The sequence below is a fragment of the Exiguobacterium sp. SH0S7 genome, from assembly GCF_004337195.1.
Taxonomy (GTDB): Bacteria; Bacillota; Bacilli; order Exiguobacteriales; family Exiguobacteriaceae; genus Exiguobacterium; species Exiguobacterium aurantiacum_A.
Genome location: NZ_SJVA01000005.1, coordinates 32,286 through 57,486, shown reverse-complemented (window position 1 = coordinate 57,486; position 25,201 = coordinate 32,286). Strand labels below are relative to the sequence as shown.

27 protein-coding genes and 1 tRNA gene are annotated in these 25,201 nt (G+C 52.3%); 16 read left to right on the top strand and 12 right to left on the bottom strand.

Annotated elements, in window-relative coordinates; all coding sequences use genetic code 11:
- Nucleotides 1–59 precede the first annotated feature (59 nt).
- Nucleotides 60–902 (bottom strand): GGDEF domain-containing protein, encoded by an 843-nt coding sequence (locus EVJ22_RS09770; RefSeq protein ID WP_158625523.1) that lies wholly within the window; start codon nt 900–902, stop codon nt 60–62.
- A gap of 228 nt (nt 903–1,130) precedes the next feature.
- On the bottom strand, nt 1,131–2,588 hold the full coding sequence (gene cls / locus EVJ22_RS09765) for a cardiolipin synthase (protein WP_071397439.1): 1,458 nt from the start codon (nt 2,586–2,588) through the stop codon (nt 1,131–1,133).
- Between the two features lie 95 nt (nt 2,589–2,683).
- On the opposite strand from cls, the gene EVJ22_RS09760 reads away from it, so the two are divergent.
- The 3 genes from EVJ22_RS09760 to EVJ22_RS09750 all read left to right on the top strand — a co-directional run bounded on the left by EVJ22_RS09760 (nt 2,684) and on the right by EVJ22_RS09750 (nt 4,740).
- On the top strand, nt 2,684–3,109 hold the full coding sequence (locus EVJ22_RS09760) for an OsmC family protein (RefSeq protein WP_131443834.1): 426 nt from the start codon (nt 2,684–2,686) through the stop codon (nt 3,107–3,109).
- 85 nt (nt 3,110–3,194) lie between these two features.
- Nucleotides 3,195–3,683 (top strand): GNAT family N-acetyltransferase, encoded by a 489-nt coding sequence (locus tag EVJ22_RS09755; RefSeq protein WP_071397441.1) that lies wholly within the window; start codon nt 3,195–3,197, stop codon nt 3,681–3,683.
- 61 nt (nt 3,684–3,744) lie between these two features.
- Nucleotides 3,745–4,740 carry a Gfo/Idh/MocA family oxidoreductase gene (locus EVJ22_RS09750; protein ID WP_131443833.1) on the top strand — a complete coding sequence of 332 codons (996 nt, stop codon included), beginning with the start codon at nt 3,745–3,747 and terminating at the stop codon, nt 4,738–4,740.
- Nucleotides 4,741–4,780: 40 nt separating this feature from the next.
- Here the strand turns inward: EVJ22_RS09750 and EVJ22_RS09745 are convergent, their stop codons facing one another.
- Entirely contained in the window at nt 4,781–5,815 is a 1,035-nt protein-coding gene (locus EVJ22_RS09745; protein WP_131443832.1) for a PTS sugar transporter subunit IIC, read from the bottom strand.
- Between the two features lie 246 nt (nt 5,816–6,061).
- Between EVJ22_RS09745 and EVJ22_RS09740 the strand changes: the two genes are divergently transcribed.
- A complete protein-coding gene (locus EVJ22_RS09740) occupies nt 6,062–8,725 on the top strand; it encodes a cation-transporting P-type ATPase (protein ID WP_131443831.1) in 2,664 nt (887 codons plus the stop codon).
- Nucleotides 8,726–8,782: 57 nt separating this feature from the next.
- Nucleotides 8,783–8,914 (top strand): hypothetical protein, encoded by a 132-nt coding sequence (locus tag EVJ22_RS15660; protein WP_016509559.1) that lies wholly within the window; start codon nt 8,783–8,785, stop codon nt 8,912–8,914.
- Nucleotides 8,915–8,985: 71 nt separating this feature from the next.
- Here EVJ22_RS15660 and EVJ22_RS09735 read toward each other — a convergent pair whose 3' ends face one another.
- The 3 genes from EVJ22_RS09735 to EVJ22_RS09725 all read right to left on the bottom strand — a co-directional run bounded on the left by EVJ22_RS09735 (nt 8,986) and on the right by EVJ22_RS09725 (nt 10,422).
- On the bottom strand, nt 8,986–9,240 hold the full coding sequence (locus tag EVJ22_RS09735; RefSeq protein WP_070327313.1) for a hypothetical protein: 255 nt from the start codon (nt 9,238–9,240) through the stop codon (nt 8,986–8,988).
- A 106-nt stretch (nt 9,241–9,346) separates the two neighbouring features.
- Entirely contained in the window at nt 9,347–9,979 is a 633-nt protein-coding gene (locus tag EVJ22_RS09730; protein ID WP_016509573.1) for a hypothetical protein, read from the bottom strand.
- 86 nt (nt 9,980–10,065) lie between these two features.
- Nucleotides 10,066–10,422 carry a PilZ domain-containing protein gene (locus EVJ22_RS09725; RefSeq protein WP_071397445.1) on the bottom strand — a complete coding sequence of 119 codons (357 nt, stop codon included), beginning with the start codon at nt 10,420–10,422 and terminating at the stop codon, nt 10,066–10,068.
- Nucleotides 10,423–10,569: 147 nt separating this feature from the next.
- Between EVJ22_RS09725 and EVJ22_RS09720 the strand changes: the two genes are divergently transcribed.
- Nucleotides 10,570–10,830, top strand: coding sequence for a hypothetical protein (locus EVJ22_RS09720; RefSeq protein WP_233589672.1), 261 nt, complete (start codon nt 10,570–10,572; stop codon nt 10,828–10,830).
- 16 nt (nt 10,831–10,846) lie between these two features.
- On the opposite strand, the gene EVJ22_RS09715 is transcribed toward EVJ22_RS09720, so the two are convergent.
- From EVJ22_RS09715 to EVJ22_RS09695, 5 genes are all read right to left on the bottom strand, one after another.
- Nucleotides 10,847–11,542, bottom strand: a complete 696-nt coding sequence (locus EVJ22_RS09715) for a queuosine precursor transporter (RefSeq protein WP_070327311.1) — start codon at nt 11,540–11,542, stop codon at nt 10,847–10,849.
- A 143-nt stretch (nt 11,543–11,685) separates the two neighbouring features.
- A tRNA-Thr gene (locus EVJ22_RS09710) sits at nt 11,686–11,756 on the bottom strand.
- A 109-nt stretch (nt 11,757–11,865) separates the two neighbouring features.
- Nucleotides 11,866–14,247, bottom strand: a complete 2,382-nt coding sequence (locus EVJ22_RS09705; RefSeq protein WP_131443830.1) for an immune inhibitor A domain-containing protein — start codon at nt 14,245–14,247, stop codon at nt 11,866–11,868.
- 165 nt (nt 14,248–14,412) lie between these two features.
- Complete coding sequence (locus EVJ22_RS09700; RefSeq protein WP_233589671.1) at nt 14,413–15,186, bottom strand: class I SAM-dependent methyltransferase; 774 nt, start codon at nt 15,184–15,186, stop codon at nt 14,413–14,415.
- Nucleotides 15,187–15,227: 41 nt separating this feature from the next.
- Nucleotides 15,228–15,539, bottom strand: coding sequence for a hypothetical protein (locus EVJ22_RS09695; protein ID WP_070327307.1), 312 nt, complete (start codon nt 15,537–15,539; stop codon nt 15,228–15,230).
- Between the two features lie 181 nt (nt 15,540–15,720).
- On the opposite strand from EVJ22_RS09695, the gene EVJ22_RS09690 reads away from it, so the two are divergent.
- From EVJ22_RS09690 to EVJ22_RS09645, 10 genes are all read left to right on the top strand, one after another.
- The gene (locus EVJ22_RS09690; RefSeq protein ID WP_131443828.1) at nt 15,721–16,584 is read left to right on the top strand and encodes a cation diffusion facilitator family transporter; all 864 of its coding nucleotides are present in this window, start codon (nt 15,721–15,723) and stop codon (nt 16,582–16,584) included.
- Between the two features lie 86 nt (nt 16,585–16,670).
- On the top strand, nt 16,671–17,147 hold the full coding sequence (locus EVJ22_RS09685) for a GNAT family N-acetyltransferase (protein WP_071397451.1): 477 nt from the start codon (nt 16,671–16,673) through the stop codon (nt 17,145–17,147).
- A 47-nt stretch (nt 17,148–17,194) separates the two neighbouring features.
- Entirely contained in the window at nt 17,195–18,184 is a 990-nt protein-coding gene (locus EVJ22_RS09680) for a LacI family DNA-binding transcriptional regulator (RefSeq protein WP_131443827.1), read from the top strand.
- 109 nt (nt 18,185–18,293) lie between these two features.
- The gene (locus EVJ22_RS09675) at nt 18,294–19,238 is read left to right on the top strand and encodes a carbohydrate kinase family protein (protein WP_131443826.1); all 945 of its coding nucleotides are present in this window, start codon (nt 18,294–18,296) and stop codon (nt 19,236–19,238) included.
- The gene (locus EVJ22_RS09670; RefSeq protein WP_131443825.1) at nt 19,235–20,665 is read left to right on the top strand and encodes a sucrose-specific PTS transporter subunit IIBC; all 1,431 of its coding nucleotides are present in this window, start codon (nt 19,235–19,237) and stop codon (nt 20,663–20,665) included. The genes EVJ22_RS09675 and EVJ22_RS09670 overlap by 4 nt, the downstream gene beginning before the upstream one ends.
- Before the next feature lie 22 nt (nt 20,666–20,687).
- Complete coding sequence (locus tag EVJ22_RS09665; protein ID WP_131443824.1) at nt 20,688–22,106, top strand: glycoside hydrolase family 32 protein; 1,419 nt, start codon at nt 20,688–20,690, stop codon at nt 22,104–22,106.
- Between the two features lie 124 nt (nt 22,107–22,230).
- Entirely contained in the window at nt 22,231–22,518 is a 288-nt protein-coding gene (locus EVJ22_RS09660; protein WP_071397459.1) for a hypothetical protein, read from the top strand.
- 81 nt (nt 22,519–22,599) lie between these two features.
- Nucleotides 22,600–23,016 (top strand): YhfM domain-containing protein, encoded by a 417-nt coding sequence (locus tag EVJ22_RS09655; protein ID WP_131443823.1) that lies wholly within the window; start codon nt 22,600–22,602, stop codon nt 23,014–23,016.
- A 26-nt stretch (nt 23,017–23,042) separates the two neighbouring features.
- The gene (locus EVJ22_RS09650; RefSeq protein WP_071397461.1) at nt 23,043–23,744 is read left to right on the top strand and encodes a hypothetical protein; all 702 of its coding nucleotides are present in this window, start codon (nt 23,043–23,045) and stop codon (nt 23,742–23,744) included.
- A 101-nt stretch (nt 23,745–23,845) separates the two neighbouring features.
- Complete coding sequence (locus EVJ22_RS09645) at nt 23,846–24,268, top strand: YhfM domain-containing protein (protein ID WP_131443822.1); 423 nt, start codon at nt 23,846–23,848, stop codon at nt 24,266–24,268.
- A gap of 22 nt (nt 24,269–24,290) precedes the next feature.
- Here EVJ22_RS09645 and EVJ22_RS09640 read toward each other — a convergent pair whose 3' ends face one another.
- On the bottom strand, nt 24,291–25,136 hold the full coding sequence (locus EVJ22_RS09640) for an alpha/beta fold hydrolase (protein WP_071397463.1): 846 nt from the start codon (nt 25,134–25,136) through the stop codon (nt 24,291–24,293).
- Between the last annotated feature and the right edge of the window lie 65 nt (nt 25,137–25,201).

Sequence of the window (25,201 nt, the reverse complement as noted above, 5' to 3'; positions counted from 1 at the left end):
AAGGCAGAGCGGATCCGCTCTGCCTTTTTGGTACATTTCGATTCTTCTTAGAGTTCATATCATCGTTTGCTCGACACTTGGTTGCGGCCTGAGTTTTTTGCCACGTACAGCGCCTCGTCCGCGTCTTGAAGTGCTTGTTCGACGGTCTTTCCGCCATCAAGCGAACTGACGCCGAACGAACATGTGACGTGCGGGACCGGACCGAACGGTTCGTCGTTGATCTTTTGACGTAACTTGTCGGCCAACTGGATGCCATCAGTAAGTGTCGACTGCGGGGCGACGATTAAAAACTCCTCGCCGCCCCAGCGACCGATCGAATCGGTCTTCCTTATATTTCGGCGGAGCAATTGAGCGATCGAACGTAACACGAGATCGCCGGTCGGGTGACCGAACGTGTCGTTGACGAGCTTGAAGTAGTCGATATCGAGCATGATGACGGCGGCAGGTGCTTTCGTGTCGACCGTATCTTGGACAGCCGAGGTCAGGACGTCGCCGACTTTTTTACGGTTGAATAACTCGGTCAACGGGTCGAGTGACGACAGATGCTCCATCCGTTCTTCATAACGTCGCTGTTCGGTCATGTCTTCGATGACGCCGACCCCGCCGTCGATTCGGCCGTCAGCCTGAAAGCTGGGCGACATCGTCGTCCGGACGAAACGGGGCTGTCGATTCGGAGGGGTATACCAACCGGCTAAACGGACGGTCTCGCCTGCCAATACACGGGCGACGGCACCGTATAAGTCAAACGTTGAGGTCGTGCACCGTTCAAACGTCGAGCTTGTCATTGGGACGACCCCGAGTAAGTCGACGAATGAATCGTTGTAACTGATGATGCGTCCGAACGTATCGAATGCAAAGAGACCGATCGGTAACTGGTCCCACGAGGAAGGATCGGGTTTCATGGTGTGGGTGTCTTGGTGAATTCGTTCTTGATCAGCCATAGAATGACATATGCGCGAACGCATACTTCCTCCTTTCTTTAACGAAACGAGAGTTTAGGACGTTCGTACTGATACTTTATACCCTTATTTGGAAGAATATTAGCTAAAACATGATAAAAATAAGCTGAAATCTAGAATCTGTCGGCTGATGGACATAAAAAAGAGACCGCTGGCGCGATCTCACAACGGTCATAAGATTGGGCTGAGCAACCGTGACACACCTTCGCGCATCCGGACGCTCCACTTCCGGACCGCATAGTCGTCGACCGTATAGCGGCGACTGACGGCGACGTCCGACTCGAACAACGAGGCGAGCTCAAGAGCGACCCGCTCGTCGTAGATGATGGCGTTCACTTCGAAGTTCAAGCGGAAGCTGCGAGCGTCCAAGTTCGTCGTCCCGACAGTTGAAATTTCATCATCGACGACGAGCGTCTTCGCGTGCAGGAAGCCTTCATCGTACATGTAGACGTTCGCCCCGTAGTCGAGCAGCTCACCGAGAAACGACAGCGACGCCCACATGACGAACGGATGGTCCGGTTTTCCGGGAATCATGATGTCCATCTCGACACCAGAGAGGAGTGCCATCTTGCAGGCGTCCATGAAGCTCGTATCCGGGATGAAGTAAGGCGTTTGGATGATGACCCGTTGCTTCGCCGACGCGATCATTTTGATCATCATATTCTTCAAGTGCTCGGTGTCCGAGTTCGGTCCGCTCGTCACGATTTGCATCGGTGACTGCTCTTTAATATCATGGTGCGCGAAGCAGAACGAGTTTTCAGGGTCGTGATGCTTGCTCCCCGAAAAGTTCCAGTCCAAGATGAACCGGTGCTGCAGGTGGTAGACGACGTCGCCTTCGACCCGGAGGTGGGTATCGCGCCAATAGCCGAACTTTTCGACGAGGCCGAGGTATTCGGTACCGACGTTAAAGCCGCCGACGTAGCCGATCTTCCCATCGATGATGACGACTTTTCGGTGGTTCCGGTTGTTCAACTTGAAATTGATCAAGCCGAACGTCGGTGGGAAAAAGACACGGACTTCACCGTTATGCGCGATCAACTCCTTAAAGTCTGAATCGCGGAGGCTGCGCGATCCGACCGCGTCATACAACAGCCGGACTTTGACGCCCGCTTTGGCGCGCTCGATCAACTCGTGGATCAATGCCTTCCCGAGGGCATCACGCTGGATGATGTAGTACTGGATGTTGATCTCGGTCTCGGCGCTCCGAATATCGTCCATCAGCGCCTTGAACTTCTGTTCACCGTCATGCATGATGGTCGACTTGTTATGGACGCTGATGAGTGACTTCGATGAGCGCAAGTTCATCTCGAGCAACTGTTCGTACTTCGCAAACAGCGGTTGCGAGAGGGCGGTCTCTTTGCGACGAATCTGTTCGATTTGACTCTCGACTTGCAACGAATGAAACGATCGTTCCTCAACACTCAAGTTAAAGAAGTTATCTTTTTTAAGCTGTCTACCGAGGAACAAGTAGATGATAAATCCAAGGATCGGTAGGAAAAATAATACGAGCAACCAGGCCCAGGTGGCACCGACATCGCGGCGCTCCGCGAAGATAACTGCTAAAGCGAACAATAAATTTAACCCAAGGACGATATACAGCCCCCAACTGATTATGACCGACCATTCCATGCGACCCACTCCTAAACGACAAATTGTGCAACTAGCTTTATAATACCTCAATCGAGGGAATAGTATGCTAGTGAAAAAATAAGGGGGAGACTGAGATGAACTTGAAAGTGGATTGGCAACAAGGGATGGCGTTTCAAACGACGACTCCTTCCGGACATAGCATGACGCTCGATGCGGCGGCGGATGTCGGGGGAATGAATACGGGGCCACGGCCGACCGAGATGTTGCTGCACGCCACGGCGGCCTGCACGGGCATCGATATCGTCTCGATTTTGCACAAGATGCGCCTGCCGCTCGAACGGTTCGGTATGGAAGTCGATGCGGTGCGGGCGACCGAGCACCCGATGCGGTTCACGACAATCCATATTTTATATGTACTCGAAGGGGAGATGCCGGAGGAACGGGTCCGCCGTGCCATCGAACTGTCCGTCGACCGCTATTGCTCGGTATCGCATAGCTTGAACGCGACTTTGACGTATAGCTATCAATTGAACGGGGGCGACGTCATCCCGTTCCGATGACATCGCTCAAGCAAGATGGTTGAAATCGGTCGAACGTCTCCGTTATATTGGTATTTCAAATACTGCATAAATAAAGGAGGACGTTATGATTCGACTCGCGACGAAACGCGATGCTAAACACATCGCGCACCTAATCGAACAACGAGCCGTAGCGCTTAATGAAACAGGAAGTGACCAGTGGACGGAATATTTGGAGCTAGATTTGTTAGAACGCGTGCGAACCGACATTGCGACGGGAAGTGTGTACGTGTATGAACAACATGGCTTTGTCTTGGCCTCGATCGCCTTGCTTCCTCCGGATGAATGGGATCACAATTTATGGGAAGATGGCGAGCGCGGTCAATACATCCATCGCATCGTCGTCAGTGAGCAATTGAAAGGCCGTGGCGTCGGTCAACAGCTGATGCAACATGTGCTCCGCGAAGCCGATGGTAACGAGCCGATCCGTCTCGACTGTGTCGCCGACAACGAGTTTTTGAACGAGTATTATCCACGTTTTGGTTTCGTTTACGTCGATTCACGTAACGGATACAACACGTTTGAATATGGTTTGGATGAAAGTGTCAGTGCGTGAGGGGTCAATGTACCCCTTTTTTTGTTACAATGAATCATGAAGAAACAAAGGAGGAATAGATATGATCAACACTATATTGGTCGGTTTCGGCTTCTCGGCGACGACGTTCCACCTGCCATTTTTGACGACGCTCGAGGAATTCAACATCACTGGGGTCGTCTCCTCTAGACCGGATGACGTCCGTGCCGTGCTCCCTGACGTGGACGTATACGCGACGCTCGAAGAAGCGATCGCGACCGATGCGACGCTGTTCGTGATCACGACACCGTCGAACTTACATAAAGACATGGTAACGACGTGTCTCGACGCAAACAAAGACGTCCTCGTCGAGAAGCCGGCGTTCCTAACGTCTGAGGAAGGGGAATCCCTCATCGCCCTCGAGAAGACGCGTGACGGGATCGTCAACGTGTTCCACAACCGACGCATGGACGGAGATTTCTTGACGGTGGCGTCACTGCTCGAATCAAACCGAATCGGAGACTGGAAAGTGTATGAATCACGCTTTGACCGGTTCCGTCCGCATGTCCGGGACAGATGGCGTGAGAACGCAGGTCCTGGGTCTGGTATTTTGTTCGACCTCGGCAGTCATTTGATCGATCAGGCGCTCGTGTTGTTCGGCGAACCGGACCACGTCTCAGCAGACGTCATGGTCCAACGAGACGGCGGACAGTCCGACGACGGCTTCAACGTGACGCTACACTACGGTGAAAAGCGCGTCTACTTACGTTCGAACCCGTTCGTCGCCGTTGAAGCGCCTCGCTTTGAAGTCCACGGTACGGCAGGCAGCTTTATGAAATACGGTCTCGACCCGCAAGAGGCCGCGCTCCGAGACGGCACGATCGAAGCGGGTGTCCGTGAGACGGGGACGCTCGTTGTAAATGAGCCGCAAACGATTGAAATCGAGCCGGGGCGTTATTTGGCATTTTATCGCCAGCTCGCTGACAGTTATTCGACGCGACGGCCGGTCGTTTCCCTCGAGGACGCTTTGTTGACGACGCGTGTGATCGAACTTGCACGGCAATCGTCTCGAACGCAAACAACATTATCGTTTGAATAACGAAAAAGCAGGAAGTCCGCGAATTGGACTTCCTGCTTTTTCATGCGGCTTCCTCTTCCGGATTTGCCATCTTTTCCGTATGTCGAACGATCGGGAAATTGCTGAACAGTTTGCTGCCGACAAGACCGGCGATGATGCCGACGGCGAACACGATGATTGCCGTCACCGTCACCGTCTGCCAGTCATTAAAGCCATACATGACGAGCAGTCCCGGGATACCGGCGGCAGACCCAGGTGCGTTGTTCACCATTCCGGTCATCGCGACGATGAGTCCGGCGATGGCACCACCGACAAAGTTGACGCTATAGATTGGGATTGGATTCGCCGAGATGAGGTCGGCTTGTGTGAGCGGTTCGATTGCGACCGAAAGTTGGTCTTTCTTCGAGCCGATGTTCAATCGCTTAAAGAGTAAATAGTTCATCGAAATCGACGCCGTCAAGGCAAGGGCCGCGATTGCCATCGGGACACCGGTCAGACCGAGCATCGCCGTGAGCGCCATCGAACTGAGCGGTGATGTCGAGACGACCGTGACGATTCCACCAAGGACGAGTCCCATCACAATCGGATTTTGCGTCGCTGCGAGCTCGATGACCGCCCCGATTTGAGCGAGCGTGTTCGAGACGAGCGGATCGACACCGATGGCGACGAGACGGGCGAGCGGTGCCATGACGATGACGTAAAAAATCATGTCGACACCGGCCGGGAGGTGCCGGTCGAGCTTGCCGCCGAGTAAGGCGAGGACGTACCCTGCGAAAAAGCCGGGGAGAATCCCGAAGCCTGACACGGACAAACCGAGCATCAACGCGTAGACCGGGTTAATGCCGAGCGCAATCGCGACAAGTGCTGCTGCCGCAGGTCCCGACAGCGCACCGGCAGCTTGGCCGACTTCTTCATATAAAGGGAGCGGCAGTAACCCACCGATCGCGTAGGCGTTGAACGCTTCGACGAGGAAGCTCGCGATTGCGGCGCCGGCGAGTGCTCCCATCGCTTTCATCCCGAACGGTGCTTTGTAACTGAATAACGTGAACAAGGCGAGAATCAACAGCAACAGGGCGATCCCTTGAATAATGACCATACGTGTACCTCTTTCTCTCTGTTTTATTTTCTCTATAGTTAACCATTCAGACCGTTATGTAAAGCCATTTCATCCATCTGACACGACTTTTTTGGATGGGAGCGTTTTCAAATGGAAAACGAGACAAATGTGAACGGATTTTTTGAAAAAGTTGTGAAAATGTGTCGTCTGATGTGTCAGGAAGCCGTGGAGTGGGAACATAAAAGAGATAGATTTTCATATAGGATCGACCAAGGAGGAGTAGAGATGCAAATGGAGAACAAAAATTGGCACGCACTCGAACCGGAAGAGGTGAGGAGTAGTCTTGAGACAGACGTAGACAACGGGCTGTCGAAGCAAGAAGTGTCGAGTCGGCAAGAACAGTTCGGGAAGAACGTTCTGCCGGAAAAGGAAAAGACACCTGAAATCATAAAATTTTTGAGACAGTTCAATGACATTCTTGTGTACGTCCTGATCGGTGCGGCCGTCGTCACTGGCTTTTTAGGTGAGTATATCGATACGATTGTCATCGCGCTCGTCGTCACGATCATTGCTGTCGTCGGATACTTGCAAGAAAACAAGGCTGAACAGGCGCTTGAAGGGATTAAAAAACTGCTCGAGACGAAAGCAAGCGTCATCCGAGACGGCAAGCAGATTCAAATCGAATCGAGCGAACTCGTCGTTGGAGACCTTTTGGTGCTCGCCGCCGGTGACAAAGTGCCGGCCGATGCGCGAGTCATTCTAGCCGAGAAGTTCAAAGTCGAAGAATCGGCTTTGACAGGTGAAGCGACGACGGTCGAGAAGAAAATTCAAGTCGTGGCGGAAGATGCTGTCCTCGGTGACCGGAAAAACATGATTTATTCAGGAACGAGTATAGCGACGGGCAGCGCGAAAGCGATCGTCACGTCGATCGGTGAAGGGACGGAGCTCGGTCAAATCAACGCATCGATCGCTGAAGTCGAGACGGTGAAGACACCGCTCATCCGTCAGACGACGAAATTCGGTCAAACGGTCTCGATTGCGATCCTTGTGATCTCGGTCATCATTTACGCGTTCGGCTACTTTGTACGTGATTTCGATCCAATCGAACTGATGCTGACGACGATCGGGTTAGCGGTCGCAGCGATCCCGGAAGGTCTCCCTGCAGTCATCTCGATTATTCTCGCACTCGGTGTTCGTAACATGGCCGAGAAGAAAGCGATCGTCCGTAGTCTGCCGTCCGTCGAGACGTTAGGTGCGGTCTCTGTCATCTGTACCGATAAGACGGGTACGCTGACGAAAAACGAGATGACCGTCAAGCAAGTCGTCACGGCGAAACACGACATCGAAGTGTCTGGCGGCGGATACGCTCCAGATGGGGACCTCGAACAAAACGGTCAACCGTTCGACCTCGATGATGACGAGTCGATGATCGACTTGCTCACGGTCGGGAAGACGTGTAACGATGCCCAATTGTATGAAGAAAACGGTGAATGGGTCATCAATGGCGACCCGACGGAAGCCTGCTTGCTCACGCTCGCCGAAAAAGCGGAGCGACCGATTGAGCGGCTGAAAGTCATCTCGAAAATCCCGTTCGATTCGGAGTATAAGTATATGGCGACGCTCGTCGACTATAAAGATGAGCGGATGATCTTCATCAAAGGGGCGCCGGACCGCCTGTTCGATATGGCTGAAGATACGGAATTTGACCGCGCTTATTGGGATGAGAAACGTAAAGAGATCGCCGACCGCGGACAACGTGTCCTCGGTGGCGGATTCAAACGGGTCGATCGCTCGAAAGAGACGGTCGACCATGAGGACGTCCAATCCGGTATCACGTTCCTCGGTTTGTACGGAATCGTCGACCCACCACGTCCAGAGGCGATTGAAGCCGTCGCGGCGTGCCGCGACGCCGGTATCCGCATCAAGATGATCACGGGTGACCATAAAGACACAGCCGTCGCCATCGCCCGTGAACTCGGCATGGAAGTCGAAGGCGCACTTGAAGGGAAAGAATTGACGAACATGTCGGATGAGGAGATCAAAGAAGCGTCGATTCATAACGATGTGTTCGCCCGGACGAGCCCAAATGATAAGTTGCGTCTCGTCAAAGGATTGCAACAAAACGGGCTCATCACATCGATGACCGGTGACGGTGTCAACGATGCCCCGGCCTTAAAACGGGCCGATATCGGTGTCGCGATGGGTATCAAAGGGACCGAAGTCGCAAAAGAGGCGTCGCAGATGGTCCTCGTCGACGACAACTTCAAAACGATTTACAACGCGGTGCGTGAAGGCCGCCGTGTATACGACAACTTGAAGAAGACGATCTTGTTCTTGCTCCCGACGAACGGTGGACAAGCGCTCCTCGTCGCGATGAGCATCTTGCTCGGTGCCGCGGCCCCGCTCAGCCCGGTCCAAATCCTTTGGGTCAACATGGTCGTTGCCATCACGCTGTCGCTCGCGATCGCCTTCGAACCACTCGAAGAGAGCACGATGAAACGTCCGCCGCGTCCGGCGAACGTCCCGCTGTTGAGTCGCTATTACGTGTTCCGGATCATCTTCGTCTCGATCTTGATCGGGGGAGGCAGCTTGATCATCAACTACATGTTAGCCGACTTTGATTTCTCGACTGCGAAGCTGCAGACGATCACACTCAATACGATCGTCATGGCCCAGTTGTTCCACTTGTATAACTGTCGGACCGAACTCGCTCCGGCGTTTAACCGGCATTTTTTCGATAACAAGATTGCGTTTATCGTATCGGCACTATTGATTGCACTTCAACTGTTCATCACGTACGTGCCGTTTATGCACACGTTGTTCGGGACAGCGGCACTTGATTTGAATGATTGGATCTATCCGGTCGTCTTCGGTGCCATCGTCTTCGTCATCGTCGAGATTGAAAAAGCGATCTCACGTCGTGTCATCGGCAATAAAGACATACACTGATGTTTCGACTCTTGATCGATGTGGAATTAGTCCACTATGACAGAGGAGGGATGCTCAATGAAACGTGACGAATCGCAACCTGGGGTTCACCCAGACCCGATGCCAGACGATGAGTCTGATCCGGCGAAAAAACCGGCTCCGACGCAACATCCAGATCCGGACCCGGAAGAAGATAACGAGGAGTCATAACGCACGTCGATGACTCGAACGATAAAAAGGCGACTTTCCCATTCAATCGGGAAGGTCGCCTTTGCTGTGGGTCACTTTTTCGGTGCGACCACACGATACTCGTTCATTTTATCAAACTCTTTTTCATTGAAGTATTCGACGACGACGAAGTCACCGACCGGGCATTCCCACCGGTCTTTCGCGACTTGGCACTCTTTGAGCGTCACTTTCTCGTCGAACATGTCGAGCTCTAACGTATCTTTGAGGAATTGTTCAGCCTGTTTGTCGGCGATTTTGAAATACTCGCTTAGGATGACGTCTTCTCCCTTGTCGTTCGTGTGTGTCATTACTTTAAAAAATCTCATTGGATTTGACCCTTCTTTCTCTAGATAAACTCTCGCTCTAGTATAAAGGAAAGAGTAGGTTTTGGGAAACCCACTCTCAAGTACAGCATCAAACCACTTTCGGCCGTCGCGGCGGCGCCTCGTTGAACGGTTGCTTATGACGAATGATGAGCCAAAACAATAGACCGAATAACGGGATGTACGGGAGCGGCCACAAGCTCATCTTATAGCGCTTCGCATCCCGGGTCATCAATGTCATTTGGACGAAGGCGAGCAAAAAGAAATCGACCGTCATCGTGCGGACGAATTGATTCTGTTCGACGTATGACCAATACTGTGCGACATTCCCAGTCATCGCGGCAGCGATGAATAAACCGATCGTGACGAGGAGCAACACGACCCCGAGCAGTCTCGTCGGCAACGGCTTGATTGGCGTCGGGTAGGGCGACTGCCGTGCGAACGCGAGATACGGAGCGATGATGAATCCTCCGACGACGAAACCGGTTGCTGCCGGTAGGAGTGGATTCGGCCGCAGTTGGTTCACTTCCGACCAAAGCAGCGGGAACAGCGCGAGCGGGTAGACGCCTAGCACGCTAAAGAGGGATAAAGAATATCCTTCATAGGCATCGGTATTGTACGTCAGGAAGTCGAGCAAGAACCGGCTCGAGAACGGGGTGTTGGGACCAAGTAGCGCGATCGCGATCGCGGCGGCCCAAGGAATCAATAAAAATTTTCTAGTCATGGCTACACCTCTAATCTGTCTCTGTTGTCATTAGTATACCCTGTTATCGGACGAACAAAAAATGAGAAGTGTCTGACGACACGTTCTCATTGGTTCTCTCTTGCATAAGCTTTGATCATCGTCACGAGCTGTTGGGCTTCTTCTGAATTCGCTTCAAGACGGATCCCGTAATCGTACATGCTTCCTATTTGACTGCGGTGACGGACGTGACCAGTCAACTCGATTGACTGGATGAGCGGGACGAGGTCGAGCACGACCTGAACTTTCAGCCCTTCCGACAGCGGGAACAAGTAGTCGCAGCGCAACTTCAAGCCGTGGGCACTAATGTTGAGCAGCATGCCTTCACCGTCATGCAACTCCTTATCTTCCCATACGAGGCGGTAGGGGATGAAACGGGGGTTCGGTAAAATGTAGCGGAACGTTTCTTGTCGGCGATAACGCATCGGTTCACCTCATTTCTCTTCTAGATTATCGGTTCGATTCCACCATTTTTGAAGCGTTAGACTGCCAAATTTTCGGGAAGCACGGTTTACAGAATCGTAAGCGCTTTCTATAATGAGGATAAAGGTTTGGTTTAAGGAGGGGATCGCGTGAACGTGTCTGATTTACTCCGACGTTACTCGATTGACGAACCAATCATCTATGTGAAGAACCTGCACGGGCAGTGGGTCAAGCTCGAACATCTGCCGCCCTACACCATACTTGAGGTCGAGACGACGGACGAGACCATCGAAGCGCTCGCTATCGACGCTTACATGGCGCTCACTGTTTGTCGGGAGACGTCGTCACTCGAAGATGCGCGGCCTTACGCGGTGCGTCTGCAAATTCGAGAAAAAACCGCAACCCGTTGAGGTTGCGGTTTTTTATTTAGGCTGCTTTTTCCGTCTCGTCGTCTTGTGGTTCGGTCCGTTTCGCATAATACATGAACGGCGTGGCCATCCAAGCGATGATGAACTTCGCGACATACGTCGTGACGAAAATGTTCCACCAGATATCCCATTCCATTCCCCAAAAGGCGATCGTACAGAACGTGAGCGTATCGATCAACTGTGAGACGACCGTCGATCCAGTCGTCCGGAGCCACAGTTTCTTCTCACCCGTTTTCGCCCGAATCTTCGAATAGATGAAGACGTCGAACAGTTGCGAGACGAGGTACGCCGCGAGACTGCCGAGCGTGATGAGCGGGAGCATCGAGAACAACGCCTTGAAGCTCTCATGCATGTAGAGCGCTTCTTCGAACGGTTCGTAAAGCAAGGCGAACTGCATGAGTACCGTCGAGACGATCAAGATGAAGAAGCCGAGCCAGACGCCTTTGCGGGCGGCGTGACGGCCATGTTTCTCGTTCAAGATGTCTGTCGCTAAATAAAGGGAACCGTAGACGATGTTCCCGAGTGTGAAGATGAAACCACCAATCACAATCTGCTGCGTCACTTGGATGTTGGCGACGACCGAGGCCATCGCGATCCAGGCGTACAGTCCGACCCGTCCGAACAGTTTATAGCTGAGGACGAGCAGACCGAGCGTGAGCAGGGCAGAAGGGATCCATAACCATTCATTCAGCATCTGTCATGCTCCTTCCAAAAAAATCATTCAATTCAACTTTTCAAGTTTATAGAGGAACCGGAGACGTGTCAAGACAGTTCACATGATTGATTAGACAAAAAAGCGACCTCTCCCGAATGATCGGGAGAGGTCGAATCAGTTGATGCCTCCGACGAGAATCGAACTCGTGCTGCAGCATTACCATTGCTGAGGTCTGCCACTAACCTACAGAGGCGTTACAACTAGTATGTTACACAGTCTCGATTGAAAATTCAAGCTTTTTTAGAATAATAAGACCCCCGTTCTTCTCTTGATGAGAAGAGCGAGGGTCAAACAAATCATGCTTACTTCGTCCGGACCCAAACAGCTCCAGCCGAATTGTCTTTCGCTTCGCCGACGACGTCGACGACGAGTCCGTATTGTGGAAGCTTACGGCCCGCATCCGGGATGAGCGAGTTGATGTACGTATTGGCGTCATTGAACTGTTTCACGCCAGATTGCGCCTTGTAGTCGTAAATTCCGCGGCTCGGAGAATCGAGGTACCAAGCGAGCGTTTTGTCTAAACTGAACGCGGCGTCCGCGATTTGGTAGCGCGTGCTGCCTGAGACCGTCTCCGCTCCGTTCAAGTTACCGACGATCGCCTCTGGATGTGAGTCGACGACTCCGAGGAAACCTTCACCCGGGTGGATACCGACCCAGTTGTCCGAGAACGAGTCGTCGGCATACCAGACGACGAGACCGGTGTTGTACTTGACGCCACGGCCGTTCAAGAGACCCGTGTCAGCGCCTGCGTGGTTACGCCATTCGAGGTAGTAGTAGTGCGGTTTCGTGTCATAACCGTCCGACTTGACGAAGCCGTCGAGCGTGACCGCCTCAGCACCTTCCGCGTCATCTGCGAGAAGCGTCTGCCCGCCTGACGTGATCGCCAAGTTGTCGAGGGCGAATCCTTCAAGGGCGAGACCGCCATCTGTCACGTATTCGAACACGATCTGGACGTCTTGACCGGCGAACTGTGACAAGTCGTACGATTTGTTCACCCACGCGCCGTTTGTTGACTCGGCGTCATTTCCGGTGTTGTCGTCACCGTAGACGTCAAGGACGACTTCTTTGCCGCCGCTCAGTGCTTTGACGTACAAGTAGTCGTAATCATATTCGATCTCGAACCGTGTATCGAAGGCGAGTGTGCCGTCAGCACCAAGCTTGACGCTTGGTGTCACGAGTTCAGTGTGCAAGTTATCACCTTTTGTCGAGTAGTAGTAGTACTGTCCGAACTCAGGTTCAATACCTTTCACTTTCTTGTCCGGAAGGTTCACTTTCAACAACCCTGGGTTGTTCGATTTCGTCACGGATTGATCGAGTTTCGAGACGAAACCTTGCTGGGTGATGTCTTCAAGATCGACTTCCGTGATGTTGGCCCAGTTGCCGCCCATCAATTTTTGGAAGTATTCCTTGTTTTGTGGCGAGAAGCTCGTCGGCTCCGTTCCTGCCACTTTACCAGCCCAGCTGCCGCCGCTCATGATCGACCATGATTGGACCGGCTCGCCTTGGCCTGTGTACTGCGTGTCATATTCGTCAGGAAGACCGAGGTCATGACCGAATTCGTGGGCGAATACGCCGACCGCTCCGTCTTCAGGTTGGATCGTGTAATCGTATGCGGCCATTTTACCGCCCCAATACGGGACGTCAGCCGTCGTGTTCTCCACGCCATATACGCCATCTAGTACCCAACGGTGTGACCAGACCGCGTCGTCACCGAGGACACCGCCGCCCGCTTCTTGGCCGGTACCAGCATGGATAATCATCAAGTGATCGACCAAGCCGTCCGGTTCGTTGAAGTCGCCGTCGCCGTCGAGGTCATACAAGTCATACTCATCGTATTCGGCGAGGTCCATTCCTGAAGCGACCGCCGCATTCAACGTGTCTTTGACGAGTTGACGGGGACCTGGACCAATGTTGTCATTCCCGCCGGCCGGATTGTCACCGCCGTAGTCTTTCGCCGTACCTGGTACGGTCAACCAATCAGAGACGGTACCGTCGACTGTGTAGCTGCCGCCAGACTGTTCTTCATAATACTGTTTGAACGTCTGAACTTTCTCACCGTTGAACAGTTCGAACGACTTATCACCGAACATATACTGCTCGTAGTGTTCTTTGCTGAAATTGTCGCTATACATATAACCGGGATCTTGGACAATGTTGTTATGTTTGAAGTCGCTGTACTCGACGAGGAGGACGAGCACTTTGTCTTCACGAACCGCACCGTTATAGCCCGTTGCTTTGGCCGGATCGACTTTGATTTGGCCATTCGGTTTGCCTTTTCGATAATTGCCTTGACCTTTTTTCGCTTTGTCGAGGAGACGTTTCGATTCTTTTTCGAATTGGTTATGTATCTTCTCTTTCGCTTTCGCCGCTTTGTCATTCAATTTGTCATCATGTTTGTGATCGTGGGCATCTTGCGCTGTACCTTGCTTCTTTTTAATATACGCGTCGACGGCTTTCTGTCGCTCTTTCGTTGAAAGCCCTTTTTTGATGACGCCACGCTTTTCGAGCGCTTTGGCGAGTCGATCCTCATCGATGATGTTGTGATCGAATGGGGCGGTGTTGCTTGCGGTTGGTAACGGTGAAGCGGCAAGTGGAGCGGCACCGACGGCCGGGATCGCACTGACGCTCATGACCGATGTCAGCGCGACGGCGAGCGTCGTACGACGGATGGAACGTTTTTTCATTTGGACTGACCTCCTGTAAAAATAATGGGAAATTGTGTGAGCTTGATGTAAACGTTAAACTTGTGTCTGATTAATGTCAATATTCAGAAAATAACAATTATGAAAAATAAGAAAAAAGAGACTTTCGTCCCGATTAAGTCAAACTACCTAATCCGAACGAGTCTCTCAGTCGATATATCCATAATGGAACTTCGAAGTTTTGCGTGAAAGTCGCTTAAATCCATACTTTTCGAATGCCGGGCTCTCAAAATGTGCTTTTAGGACAATTCTGTTTTTCGCAACGCGTTTGGCTTCTGAAATCAGTTCATCTGACAACTGCGCTTCGTTTGCCAACGCTCGTAACGGGTTCAGATGAACTGATTCTGAAATCGTTTTTTCGAACATCGGATCGAAATAGACGACCTCAAATTCGTCATCCGCACAATTTTTCAAATAAGTGAGGGCGTCGGTCCAAACGACCTCGATGCGTCGCATCGCTTCATTCAAAGCGTTCTCTTTCTCTTCCCAGACCGACATGCCTTCTTTGACGAGTGTCGCTGTGATGAATTCGCTCTCGAGGCCGACGACGCGACCGCTCGGGCCGACGGCGTGGCTCATGACGATACTGTCGGAACCGAGTCCGAGTGTACAATCGAGCACGCGGTCTCCGAGTTGAAGGTCGGCCGCATCGATCAGTGGGTCGTTGCCATCACGAAGCAGTTGCTTGACACGGAAGACCGAGCTTGATGGATGGAAGAAGAACGGCTCTTTGCCGCCGAGCGGCGTATACTCAACGCGGCGCTTATCGAAAACGAGGACGGCGGCACCGTGCCGGCTCATCAACGTCTCGATTGAATGCTTTCGCCGCGAGACGAACGGCACATCGTGTAGCAATGAGTGCTCGTTTGCCTTATGAATGATTGCTTCAGTCGGCCGTAGACAAGTTGTGACGATATACATCATTTAATCTCCTTACTTAAAAAATGAGACGCGGTGGCGTCTCATTTTTTCTTACTGAGTAGATCTGACAACTCGTCGATGAGCGCCTTGTTTGAGGCGAGTTCTTTCTTTTTCTCATCGTTCGGGTTGATCGGGCGTTTCGAGCGGGTTTGGAGCGCTTCGAGCGTCTCATCGATCGACGTTTTGAGCGTATCACGATCTTCTGGCTTAAGTGACGCTTCTTGTGGGCTCTCACCACTCGCATCAAGTTCGCGTAAGCGTACCATCAATTGTTTCGCTTCACGATTCAAATCGGATAACAATCTGTCAATTTGTTCCAAACGAAGTTTAATACCATCACGTTCTGTGAACATATCTTTCACCTCTTTTACGGTTTAACCACAAGGGTCTCTTCTTGTTTACTTTACCATAATTTTCGGAAGACGAAACTACCGGGAATATATTCCATTTATTTTGACTTCGGGAAACACTGTTTCTCTATGCCCACACGAAGAACAACTGGTATACTAACTTAGCTAAAAAGGAGGTGGGCGGATGCATTCGACAAATCATCCACCAAAAGCGCTCAAAGGAGCCATTTTATCAATCACGACTTATTTGATTTTATCTGTTCTCAAAGTCGTCTTCGGCTATATTTACAATTCGGAAGCCGTGCTCGCCGACGGTTTCAACAATACGACCGACGTCATCGCATCAATTGCCGTCTATATCGGGATTCGTGTGGCGGCAACGCCGCGGGATGCTGAACATAAGTATGGCCATGCGAAGATGGAGACGATTGCCGCGCTCGTCGCTTCGCTCATCATGGTCGCGGTCGGGGTGTTCGTGTTATTGAACAGCATCGCCAATCTGCTCGCAGGTGTCTACGTCGAGCCGAACCCGCTCGCCGCCGTCGTCGCATTCTTTAGTGCAATCGTCATGTACGGCGTCCATCGCTACAATTTGAACTTGGCGAAACAGACCAAATCACTCGCGCTGAAAGCGGCCGCGAAAGACAATTTGGCCGACGCCTTGATCTCGATCGGTGCGACGCTCGGCGTCTTGTTCGCTTATTTTAAGCTGCCGTGGATGGATACAGTGCTCGCGGTCGTCATCGCGGGGCTCATCATCCGGACGGCCATCCAAATTTTTCTCGATGCGACGCATCAACTGTCTGACGGTTTCCCGCCTGATCTCGTCGAGTCTTATGAAGAGACGATTCAACATTTTGACACCGTCAAAGAAGTTCGGGAGATCAAGGGCCGGCACCTCGGCAACCACGTCATGCTCGACGTGACGATCGCCGTTGACGGTGGTTTGACCGTCGACGAGGCTCATGTGCTTTGTGACGATATCGAACGGGAACTCGATAAACACCACGCCGTGGATTCGGTCCACATTCATATCGAACCGGTCTGATTTAGGTTATCTTTTGCGCTTCATGATGCGCTTCGTATATAATGAGTTTGGAAAGACGTTGGAATAACTGTTAAGGAGGGCACGGGATGAAAATCGTGCGTCAACCTATTCGCCAGATCGATGAGATCGAATATGAACATTTTCAGAAATATGGTCAAAGCTCATACGGCATGTCGGCCGAAGAACTAAAAGGTATTTTTGTCGAGATGGGGGCCGAACATGTATACATGGCCGACGAACATAGTTATGGCGAGGATTTTTACTACGACCTCGTTCAAGACGGACAAATCGTCGGTAAAGTACTGCTTTTCAAGCTAGCTCGCGTCTATCAGCTCGATTTGATGGTGTTTGACCCGTATAAAGATAAAGGCTATGCGACAGAGGGATTACGCCTTGCACTCGAACAGTCCGATTTAAAAGACGGTCACACCGTCCGCGCCGGCATCCCGCCGACCAGTCCGCATCAAGAAGCGATGCGTCGGGTCCTCGAACAGAACGGCTTCGAGAAACGCAACGGACTTTACTATTTAAACTTTAAAAAACGATATGTGATGAACCACTGAACTGACGGCGTCTAGCGCGTCAGTTTTTTCGTATGGAGGGTTTTTGGATGAAACAAGTGACGATCAACGACATCGCTAAACTCGCCGGTGTCGCCAAAAGTACTGTCTCCCGTTATTTAAATGGAGGGTCGGTCGGGAAGGCGACTCGTGAGAAAATCGAGCGGGTCATCCGTGAGACGAAATATGAACCGAACCAGTTCGCCCAAAGTTTGAAGTCGAAGCAGACGAAGATGATCGGCGTCATCGTCCCACGTCTCGATTCGTATGCGGCTTCAAGGACGATGATGGGGATTGATGAACGCTTGACCGAGCATGGTTATCAGATGCTCGTCGTCAACACGGCCCAACAGACCGAGCGTGAGATCGAGCAACTGTATAACTTGGCCAAGCAAAAAGTGGCCGGCATCATTTGGCTCGGGACGACCGTGACGCCAGCGCATCTACAGGCGATCGAAGCGATTCAAATCCCGGTCCTGTTGATTGGTCAGCAGCACGATGACGTGCATAGCCTCGTCTACCCGGACAATGAGTCGGCTTATGCGCTCGGGCGACAGTTCATGGAGTGGGGGCACCGGGACATCATCTATGTCGGGGTGGCAGAGGATGATATCGCCGTCGGACAAGCCCGTCGTGACGGATTTTTGAGAGCGTTCAATGAAGCTGGCGCCATCGTCCGTTCGATGACGACGACGTTCAGAATCGACGACGCCATCCCGATCGGTGAGCAGCTCGCGACCGACGTGACGGACGCGACGCTCGTCGTTTGTGCGACCGACAACATCGCGCTCGGTGTCTTGAAAGGGTTAGCGAACGGCGGCAAACGAGTGCCGGACGACATCTCGGTCAGCGGTTTCGGTGGGTACGATTTCACAGAAGTATTGCATCCATCGCTGACGACGGTCCACCTTCCATATCGGCGGACTGGTTCTCGTGCGGCTGACATGATCCTCCAGTTGCTGACAGGTGAAGCCACCCCGATGAAAACGTTCACAACTTTCGAATTAAAATTGCGAGAAAGCGTTGACATGTTGAATTAAATCGTTTACATTTGTGTTGCGGAACCGGTTCCGCAACATTTTTTATTCGCTTTTGGAACCGGTTCGATAAATGATACGAAGCAATACATTCAAACATGGAGGTGGACGGATGAACACCGTACATTGCATTGGTGAACTATTGATTGATTGGGTTTGTGAAGACGCGTCGAGCGATCTCGTCAATGGGACGACGTTCGTGAAGAAAGCAGGTGGCGCACCGGCGAACGTGGCCGCCGTCGTCAGTAAACATGGGGGACGCTCAAGTTTTCTCGGACAGGTCGGAGCCGACCCATTCGGACAATTTTTAAAACAGACGCTCGTCGACAACGGCGTCGGCGTCGAGAATCTAGTCGAACAGGGTGACACGACGTTCGCCTTCGTCTCGATCCAAGCGGACGGGGAGCGTGACTTCACGTTCCGTCGTGGGAGTGACGGCGACTATGCGTTCGAAGCGATCGACTTGACCGCGTTCAAGCCAGGTGACATCGTCCATTTCGGTTCAGCGACGGCACTGCTCGACGGTGAGTTGAAGAATGCTTACTTCAAACTGTTACAGTTCGCCAAGCGTGACGGCCTGTTCGTCTCGTTCGACCCGAACTACCGGGACGCGCTCGTCACAGACATCGACGCGTTCAAAGAAGACTCGCTTCACTTTATCGCAGAAGCCGATTTTGTGAAGTTGAGCGAAGAGGAAGCGCAACTTTTGACCGGGCATGACGATTTAAATCAAGCGGTCGCGTCACTTCTCGAAACGGGTGCGTCACGGATTGCCATCACGCTCGGCTCGCGCGGGACGTTGATCGCCACGAAAGACGGCAACAACGTGATTTCGTCGGTGAAAATTGACAGCGTCGATTCGACGGGAGCGGGTGACGCCTTCGTCGGTGCCTACTTGTATCGCTTAGCGACACTCGGGGTCGATGACGCTCGTTTACTAAAGGATATCGAATATGCGAACGTGACCGGAGCGCTTACGTGCACCGCTTACGGCGCGATTCCAGCCATACCATCACAACAACGTGTGCTTGAAGCACTAGGAGGGAAACCAGTATGAACTACAGACAAGAAGCAGAAGCGATTTTAGAGGCGGTCGGCGGGAAAGACAACGTTGCAGCTGCGGCCCACTGTGCGACCCGGCTCCGCCTCGTCCTAAACGACGAATCGAAAGTCGACGAGAAGAAACTCGACGCACTTGACGTCGTCAAAGGGACGTTCTCAACGGGCGGGCAGTATCAGGTCATCATCGGCCAAGGTACAGTCAACAAAGTGTACGCCGAATTCGCCGAATTGACAGGTCTCGGTGACATGTCGACGACTGACGTCAAGTCGGCTGGGGCGAAGAAAGGTAACCCGCTCCAACAGTTCGTGAAGATGCTATCTGATATTTTCGTACCGATCATCCCGGCCATCGTCGCCGGTGGTCTCTTGATGGGGATCAACAACTTGCTCACAGCACCTGATTTGTTCTTCGAAGGCAGCTCGCTGATCGACCAGTACCCTGGTATCGCCGATCTTGCCGCGATGATCAACACGTTCGCCAACGCCGCCTTCGTCTTCCTACCCGTCCTGATCGGGTTCTCCGCCGCCAAGCGGTTTGGGGGTAATCCATACCTCGGCGCCGCGCTCGGGATGATCATGGTCCACCCGGATCTCGTCAACGCCTACGCACAAGCGACGGTCGGTGACATTCCGGTTTGGAACATTCTCGGCTTTGAGATTGAGAAGCTTGGTTACCAAGGACAAGTGTTACCGGTCCTTGTATCCGCCTATATCTTATCGAAACTTGAAATCAACATCCGTAAGTTCATGCCGGCTTCACTCGACATCTTGCTCACACCGCTCCTCTCGCTCCTCATCACGGCGTTCGTCACGTTCGCCTTCGTCGGACCGATCACGCGTGAAGCAGGTAACTTGATCATCGATTCGCTCGTTTGGACGTATGATTCGCTCGGATTCTTCGGTGGTCTCGTCATGGGTCTCTTGTACGCCCCGATCGTCATCACAGGGATGCACCACAGCTTCATCGCCATCGAGACGCAACTTCTCGCAGACATCGCGCGCACAGGTGGTTCGTTCATCTTCCCAATCGCGGCCATGTCAAACGTCGCCCAAGGTGCGGCTACGCTTGCCGTCTTCTTCTTGACACGCGATCAGAAGATGAAAGGTGTCGCTTCGGCATCTGGTATCTCGGCACTACTCGGTATCACTGAGCCCGCCATGTTCGGGGTCAACTTGAAACTACGCTATCCGTTCATCGCGGCCATCATCGGTTCAGGGATCGCCTCGGCGTTCATCGTCGGTCGTGAAGTCCTCGCTGTCGCCCTCGGCGCGGCAGGTCTTCCAGGGATCATCTCGATTGCACCGGCATCAATTGTCTCGTATATCATCGGTATGGCCATCGCTTTCGCGGTCGCCTTCGGATTGACGTTCGTCCTTGCGAAACGCCAAACGAAAAAAGAAGCAGTTAAACAAGCAGCATAAGAAAGAAAAAGGAAGTGATTGTATGAGTTGGACGAAGGCAGAGCGTTACCGCTCGTTAAGTGACGTGAGTGCCCTCGAAATGGAGACGCTCCGTGCGAAGACGGCGGCTTCCCCGTGGCGGTTCGGATACCATATCCAACCGCCGACGGGCCTCCTGAACGATCCGAACGGATTCACGTATTACAACGGGGAATATCACATGTTTTATCAATGGTTCCCGCTCGGACCGGTACACGGTCTGAAGCATTGGTATCATGTCACATCACCCGATCTCGTCACGTGGACGGACCGCGGGGTGGCGTTAGTCCCGGAGACGACCGAAGACTCACACGGTGCCTATTCGGGCAGCGGCTTCGTGAAGGACGGTGAACTCCACGTCATGTACACCGGCAACCACCGGACCGACGACTGGACGCGTCACGCCTCGCAAATCATCGGCGTGCTACGAGACGGCAAGATTGAACGCCGGAACGTCGCCATCCCGGACATACCGGCCGGGTACACGGAACATTTCCGAGACCCGAAAGTGTGGCTCGAGAACGATGTCTATTACGCCATCGTCGGAGCGCAGCGTGATAATGAGACGGGCTGTGTCGTCTTGTATCGTTCAGCTGATTTGAACGACTGGACGTTCCTCGGCGAAGTCAAAACGGGTCTCGACCCGTTCGGCTACATGTGGGAATGCCCGGACGTGTTCGAACTGAACGGTCAACACGTCCTCGTCTTTTCGCCGCAAGGCATCGAGCCGGAAGGTCACCGTTACCACAACATCTATCAGTCTGGATTCTTGATCGGCAAACTCGACGTCGAAACGTTGACGTTCACGCACGGAACGTTCGAAGAACTCGATTTCGGCTTCGACTTCTACGCACCGCAGACGACCGAACATGAGGGACGTCGCGTGCTCGTCGGTTGGATGGGCTTACCGGAGATCGACTACCCGACGGACCGCTACGGCTGGGCCCACGCCTTGACGTTGCCGCGTGAACTCTCGCTCGAGGACGGATTGCTTAAACAGCGTCCGGTGCAAGCGATGACGAAGCTGCGCCAAGACGAATTCGTCAACGCGTCCGGTACGGTGATTGAAACTTCGACTCCGGACCGTTACGAGCTCGAGCTAAAAACGGATGGATCTGACTTCACGCTCGACTTGCTCCAAGTCGGGAATGAGTCACTCGTCATTCGTTATGATGCAGCGACGCATGAACTGACGATTGACCGGACGAACGCCGGTGAGCCGTTCGCGACCGAGTTCGGAACGACCCGGACGAAAACGATCGCCGTCGAATCACTTCACGTGTTCGTCGACTCGTCGAGTGTCGAATGTTTCGTCAATGACGGCGAGGCCGTCGCCACGCTCCGCGTGTTCCCGAGCGAGCTCGAGAAGCAGTTGCGCTACGTGGGTGCGGTCGCAAGTCTGACAGGTTGGACGTATCAATAAGGAAGAGCTGGGCTTCGGCCCGGCTTTTTTGTTGTCCTAAAAATCCGACTGTTTCATTCCTTGCGTGTGTTATTCTGGGAATAGGTAATAACTTACATATCAAACAACAGGAGACGATAGGACAATGTGGATCATATTTGGATTACTTGCGATTGCGGCGACGCTGTTCAACTTGTATACGTTCAGCGTCGGGAAAGATTACAAACTGCCGATGGCGCTTGCGTTATCGCTGACCGCGTTGACGGTGTGTGCAGATTACAGTTATTTGTCGGTCTGGGTCGAAGCGGAAGATTGGGGTGCATTGGCGGATGTCATCCCCGGCATGGGACGGGCATTATGGGTGCTCACCAGCATCTCAATTTTCTTGAACCTGTTGCCGATTTTCTTGGAGCGAACGCGGAAACAGGCATGAATGATCTGATGTCAAAAATTGTGAAACCTTTCGTCCGGATTTTCGTAAAGGATGACTATCAACGTGAATGGGGTGGAGGACATGAAATTAAATCGAGCCATGTTGACAGGGGCTTCGGCGATGATCAAAGCGTTCATGGAACCGGACTGGAATGAATTGAACAACGAAGAAATGATTCAAGCGCGAGTCGCTGAGTCGTCAGGGGTTGGTTCGTTCAATGAGACGGATTTCATCATGTTCAATGGAATCGAAAAAGTGAGACCGTTCGCGGACATGTTGCGCAATGCAGATGAGGCGCTCGAAGATTCCATTCAGGGGGAACCGGACTTTGACCTGGAGCTTCATTGGAAGGGCGGATTGATGGCACAGTATCAGCTTTGGCTCGGTCAGAAGCTGAAACCGAGTTATTTGATGGACGTGACCCATCCACACCTCATCTACCGCGTGTCGGCAGACATGACAAATCAGTTGATTCAAGTGCTCGGGGTGGACGAATAAGGTGAGGAACGTGAGGATTATGAAAAATGGATTACATTGATTTGAAATTTCGCTTCGATAAAGACCTTTCTGACAAAACGTATGGCGAAAAGCTCCTTCAATTACTTGACAAGTACGATGTTGAGATTGGCTATGTCGGCTATTATGAACCCATCAACACACCATTTTCGCGAGACGGATTCATGAATATGTGGGGTGTCGAACAGGACGGTATGTCTGATTTTTTTGCGCGCCTGCATAAACGAAAAAGTTTTCTACTCATCAATCCTTGTTATGACGGACCGGCTAGTGTATATATCTCGCTCAGTCTGTCGAAATCCCATTATAACGACCGGCCAAACCGATGGCTCACTCTATTTAAAGCGATGTGTATCGAACTTAAACCATATCGAGCCGACATGTGTATGGATCATAGTTCAAAATCTTCGTTTTATGATTATGACCGGGAAAATTTTTGGTTTCTCAAACCCGAAGAAGTCTCGTGGTTCAATTATTGGAGCGACGATTTACTGGCCAGTGGAGATGCGACAGATATTGACGCGTTCGAATGGTTCGGTCGAGAACGAATCGAAAGCGGATGTTTCTACCAATTGACGGAGCAGATGGATGCACCTGATATGGAGGCTCGTGTGGAAGAAGCGAGAATCATGTTGGGTGAAGGATTACTTTTGAAACGTGAACTCGTTGAAGAGGATGACGTCGATTGGGATGATACCTTTGATGGGTAGTACAATTGATTCAGAAAATCGCTCGTTCGACTTATTGCAGAGTGATTCTCAACAATCATGTTGGGGGCTTAGTTGCACATGACAAGAGGCAGAGGTGACTTATGAAGCGAGGACGGATGGGAACGGTAATTGCTCTAACCGTTTTGACAATCGCTTTGGCCGGCTGTGGCTCGAACGATTTCCGGACGGATGGGATTGAAGAGGTCCGCGTCTCGGAATCGGACGGATTCTCAAGCTTTCAAGAGGGAGACATCTTGACGTTCGACACGCCGGAAGCGATTCAAGTGTTCGAGCACATGATCGAACAGGCTGATGAATTGCCGGGAGTAGCAGACTCGGTCGGACCTGAATACGATATCGAAATCCGTTTCGAGGACGGGGAGACGGACCGCTATTATTTGTGGCTCAACGATGATCCGAAATCGGTCAGTAGCCTTTACGACGCGGACGACACGAACATCGGCTATCGCCTCCCTGCTGACGTGACGGAGGAATTGATCAAACTGCTCGAGTCAGGCGACTAAAAAAGACGCCTAGAATGGCGCCTTACGAGTTGAAGCGGATGAAGCGTTCGATTTGTTGTTCGCTCTTCCGGGCGTGGCGGCCGATCCAAATCAAGTGACCGGGGCTGTTCAAGATGGTGAGTTGGGCGTGCGGGATGAGCCGCTTCGCATAATAGGCGTGACGGATTGGGACGGCCTTGTCGTTCTTCGAATGGACGATGTACGTCGGACAAATCACCCCGAGCAACGCCTCGGCGGCGACACGTTGCCTAAGATCGAACTGGGCACCGAGCCCGAACGCCATCTGGCTCGCGACCCGCTTCAATAAGAAGATATCGTACGGCGTCACTTCGTCCCGGATGACGTCGAGCGCGAGCAGACTCGTCGATTCGATCATCCGTGCTGTCGCCTCGAACGGTTGCTTTTGAATCGCTTTAAAGACGAAGTACTTCATCGCATATTGTGCCAGGATGAACGCGGGCTGAGCGACGTTTCGGCTGACGTAGTCGCGATACGGGAAGTCGACCACGCTCGTCACGGCGGCGGCGAGCGTTAAACTCGACGCCCGCTCATTGTCAGAAGCGAGCTCGATCGCCGTCGGTCCACCTGCCGAGATGCCGTAGATGTGATAGCGGTCGATGGCCATGATTTCCATCAAGCGCTGTAAGTGTCCTGCGAACTGTTGTGGCGTGGCCGAAAATGAGTACGGAGTCTCACCGTATCCAGGTCGCGATGGGACAATGACCCGGAAGCCGGACAAGACGAGACGGTCCACATGGTACGGTTCTAGACTCGACGATTGGGTCCCATGAATCAAGATGACGACCGGACCATGACCGCGGTCCATATATTCGATTTTCGTGCCGTTGACATGGGCATAGTGTTTCACAGCGGCGTGCGCCTCCTTAAATGAATTGTAATGGAAAATAACTTTATTTCATGGAAATTACATGA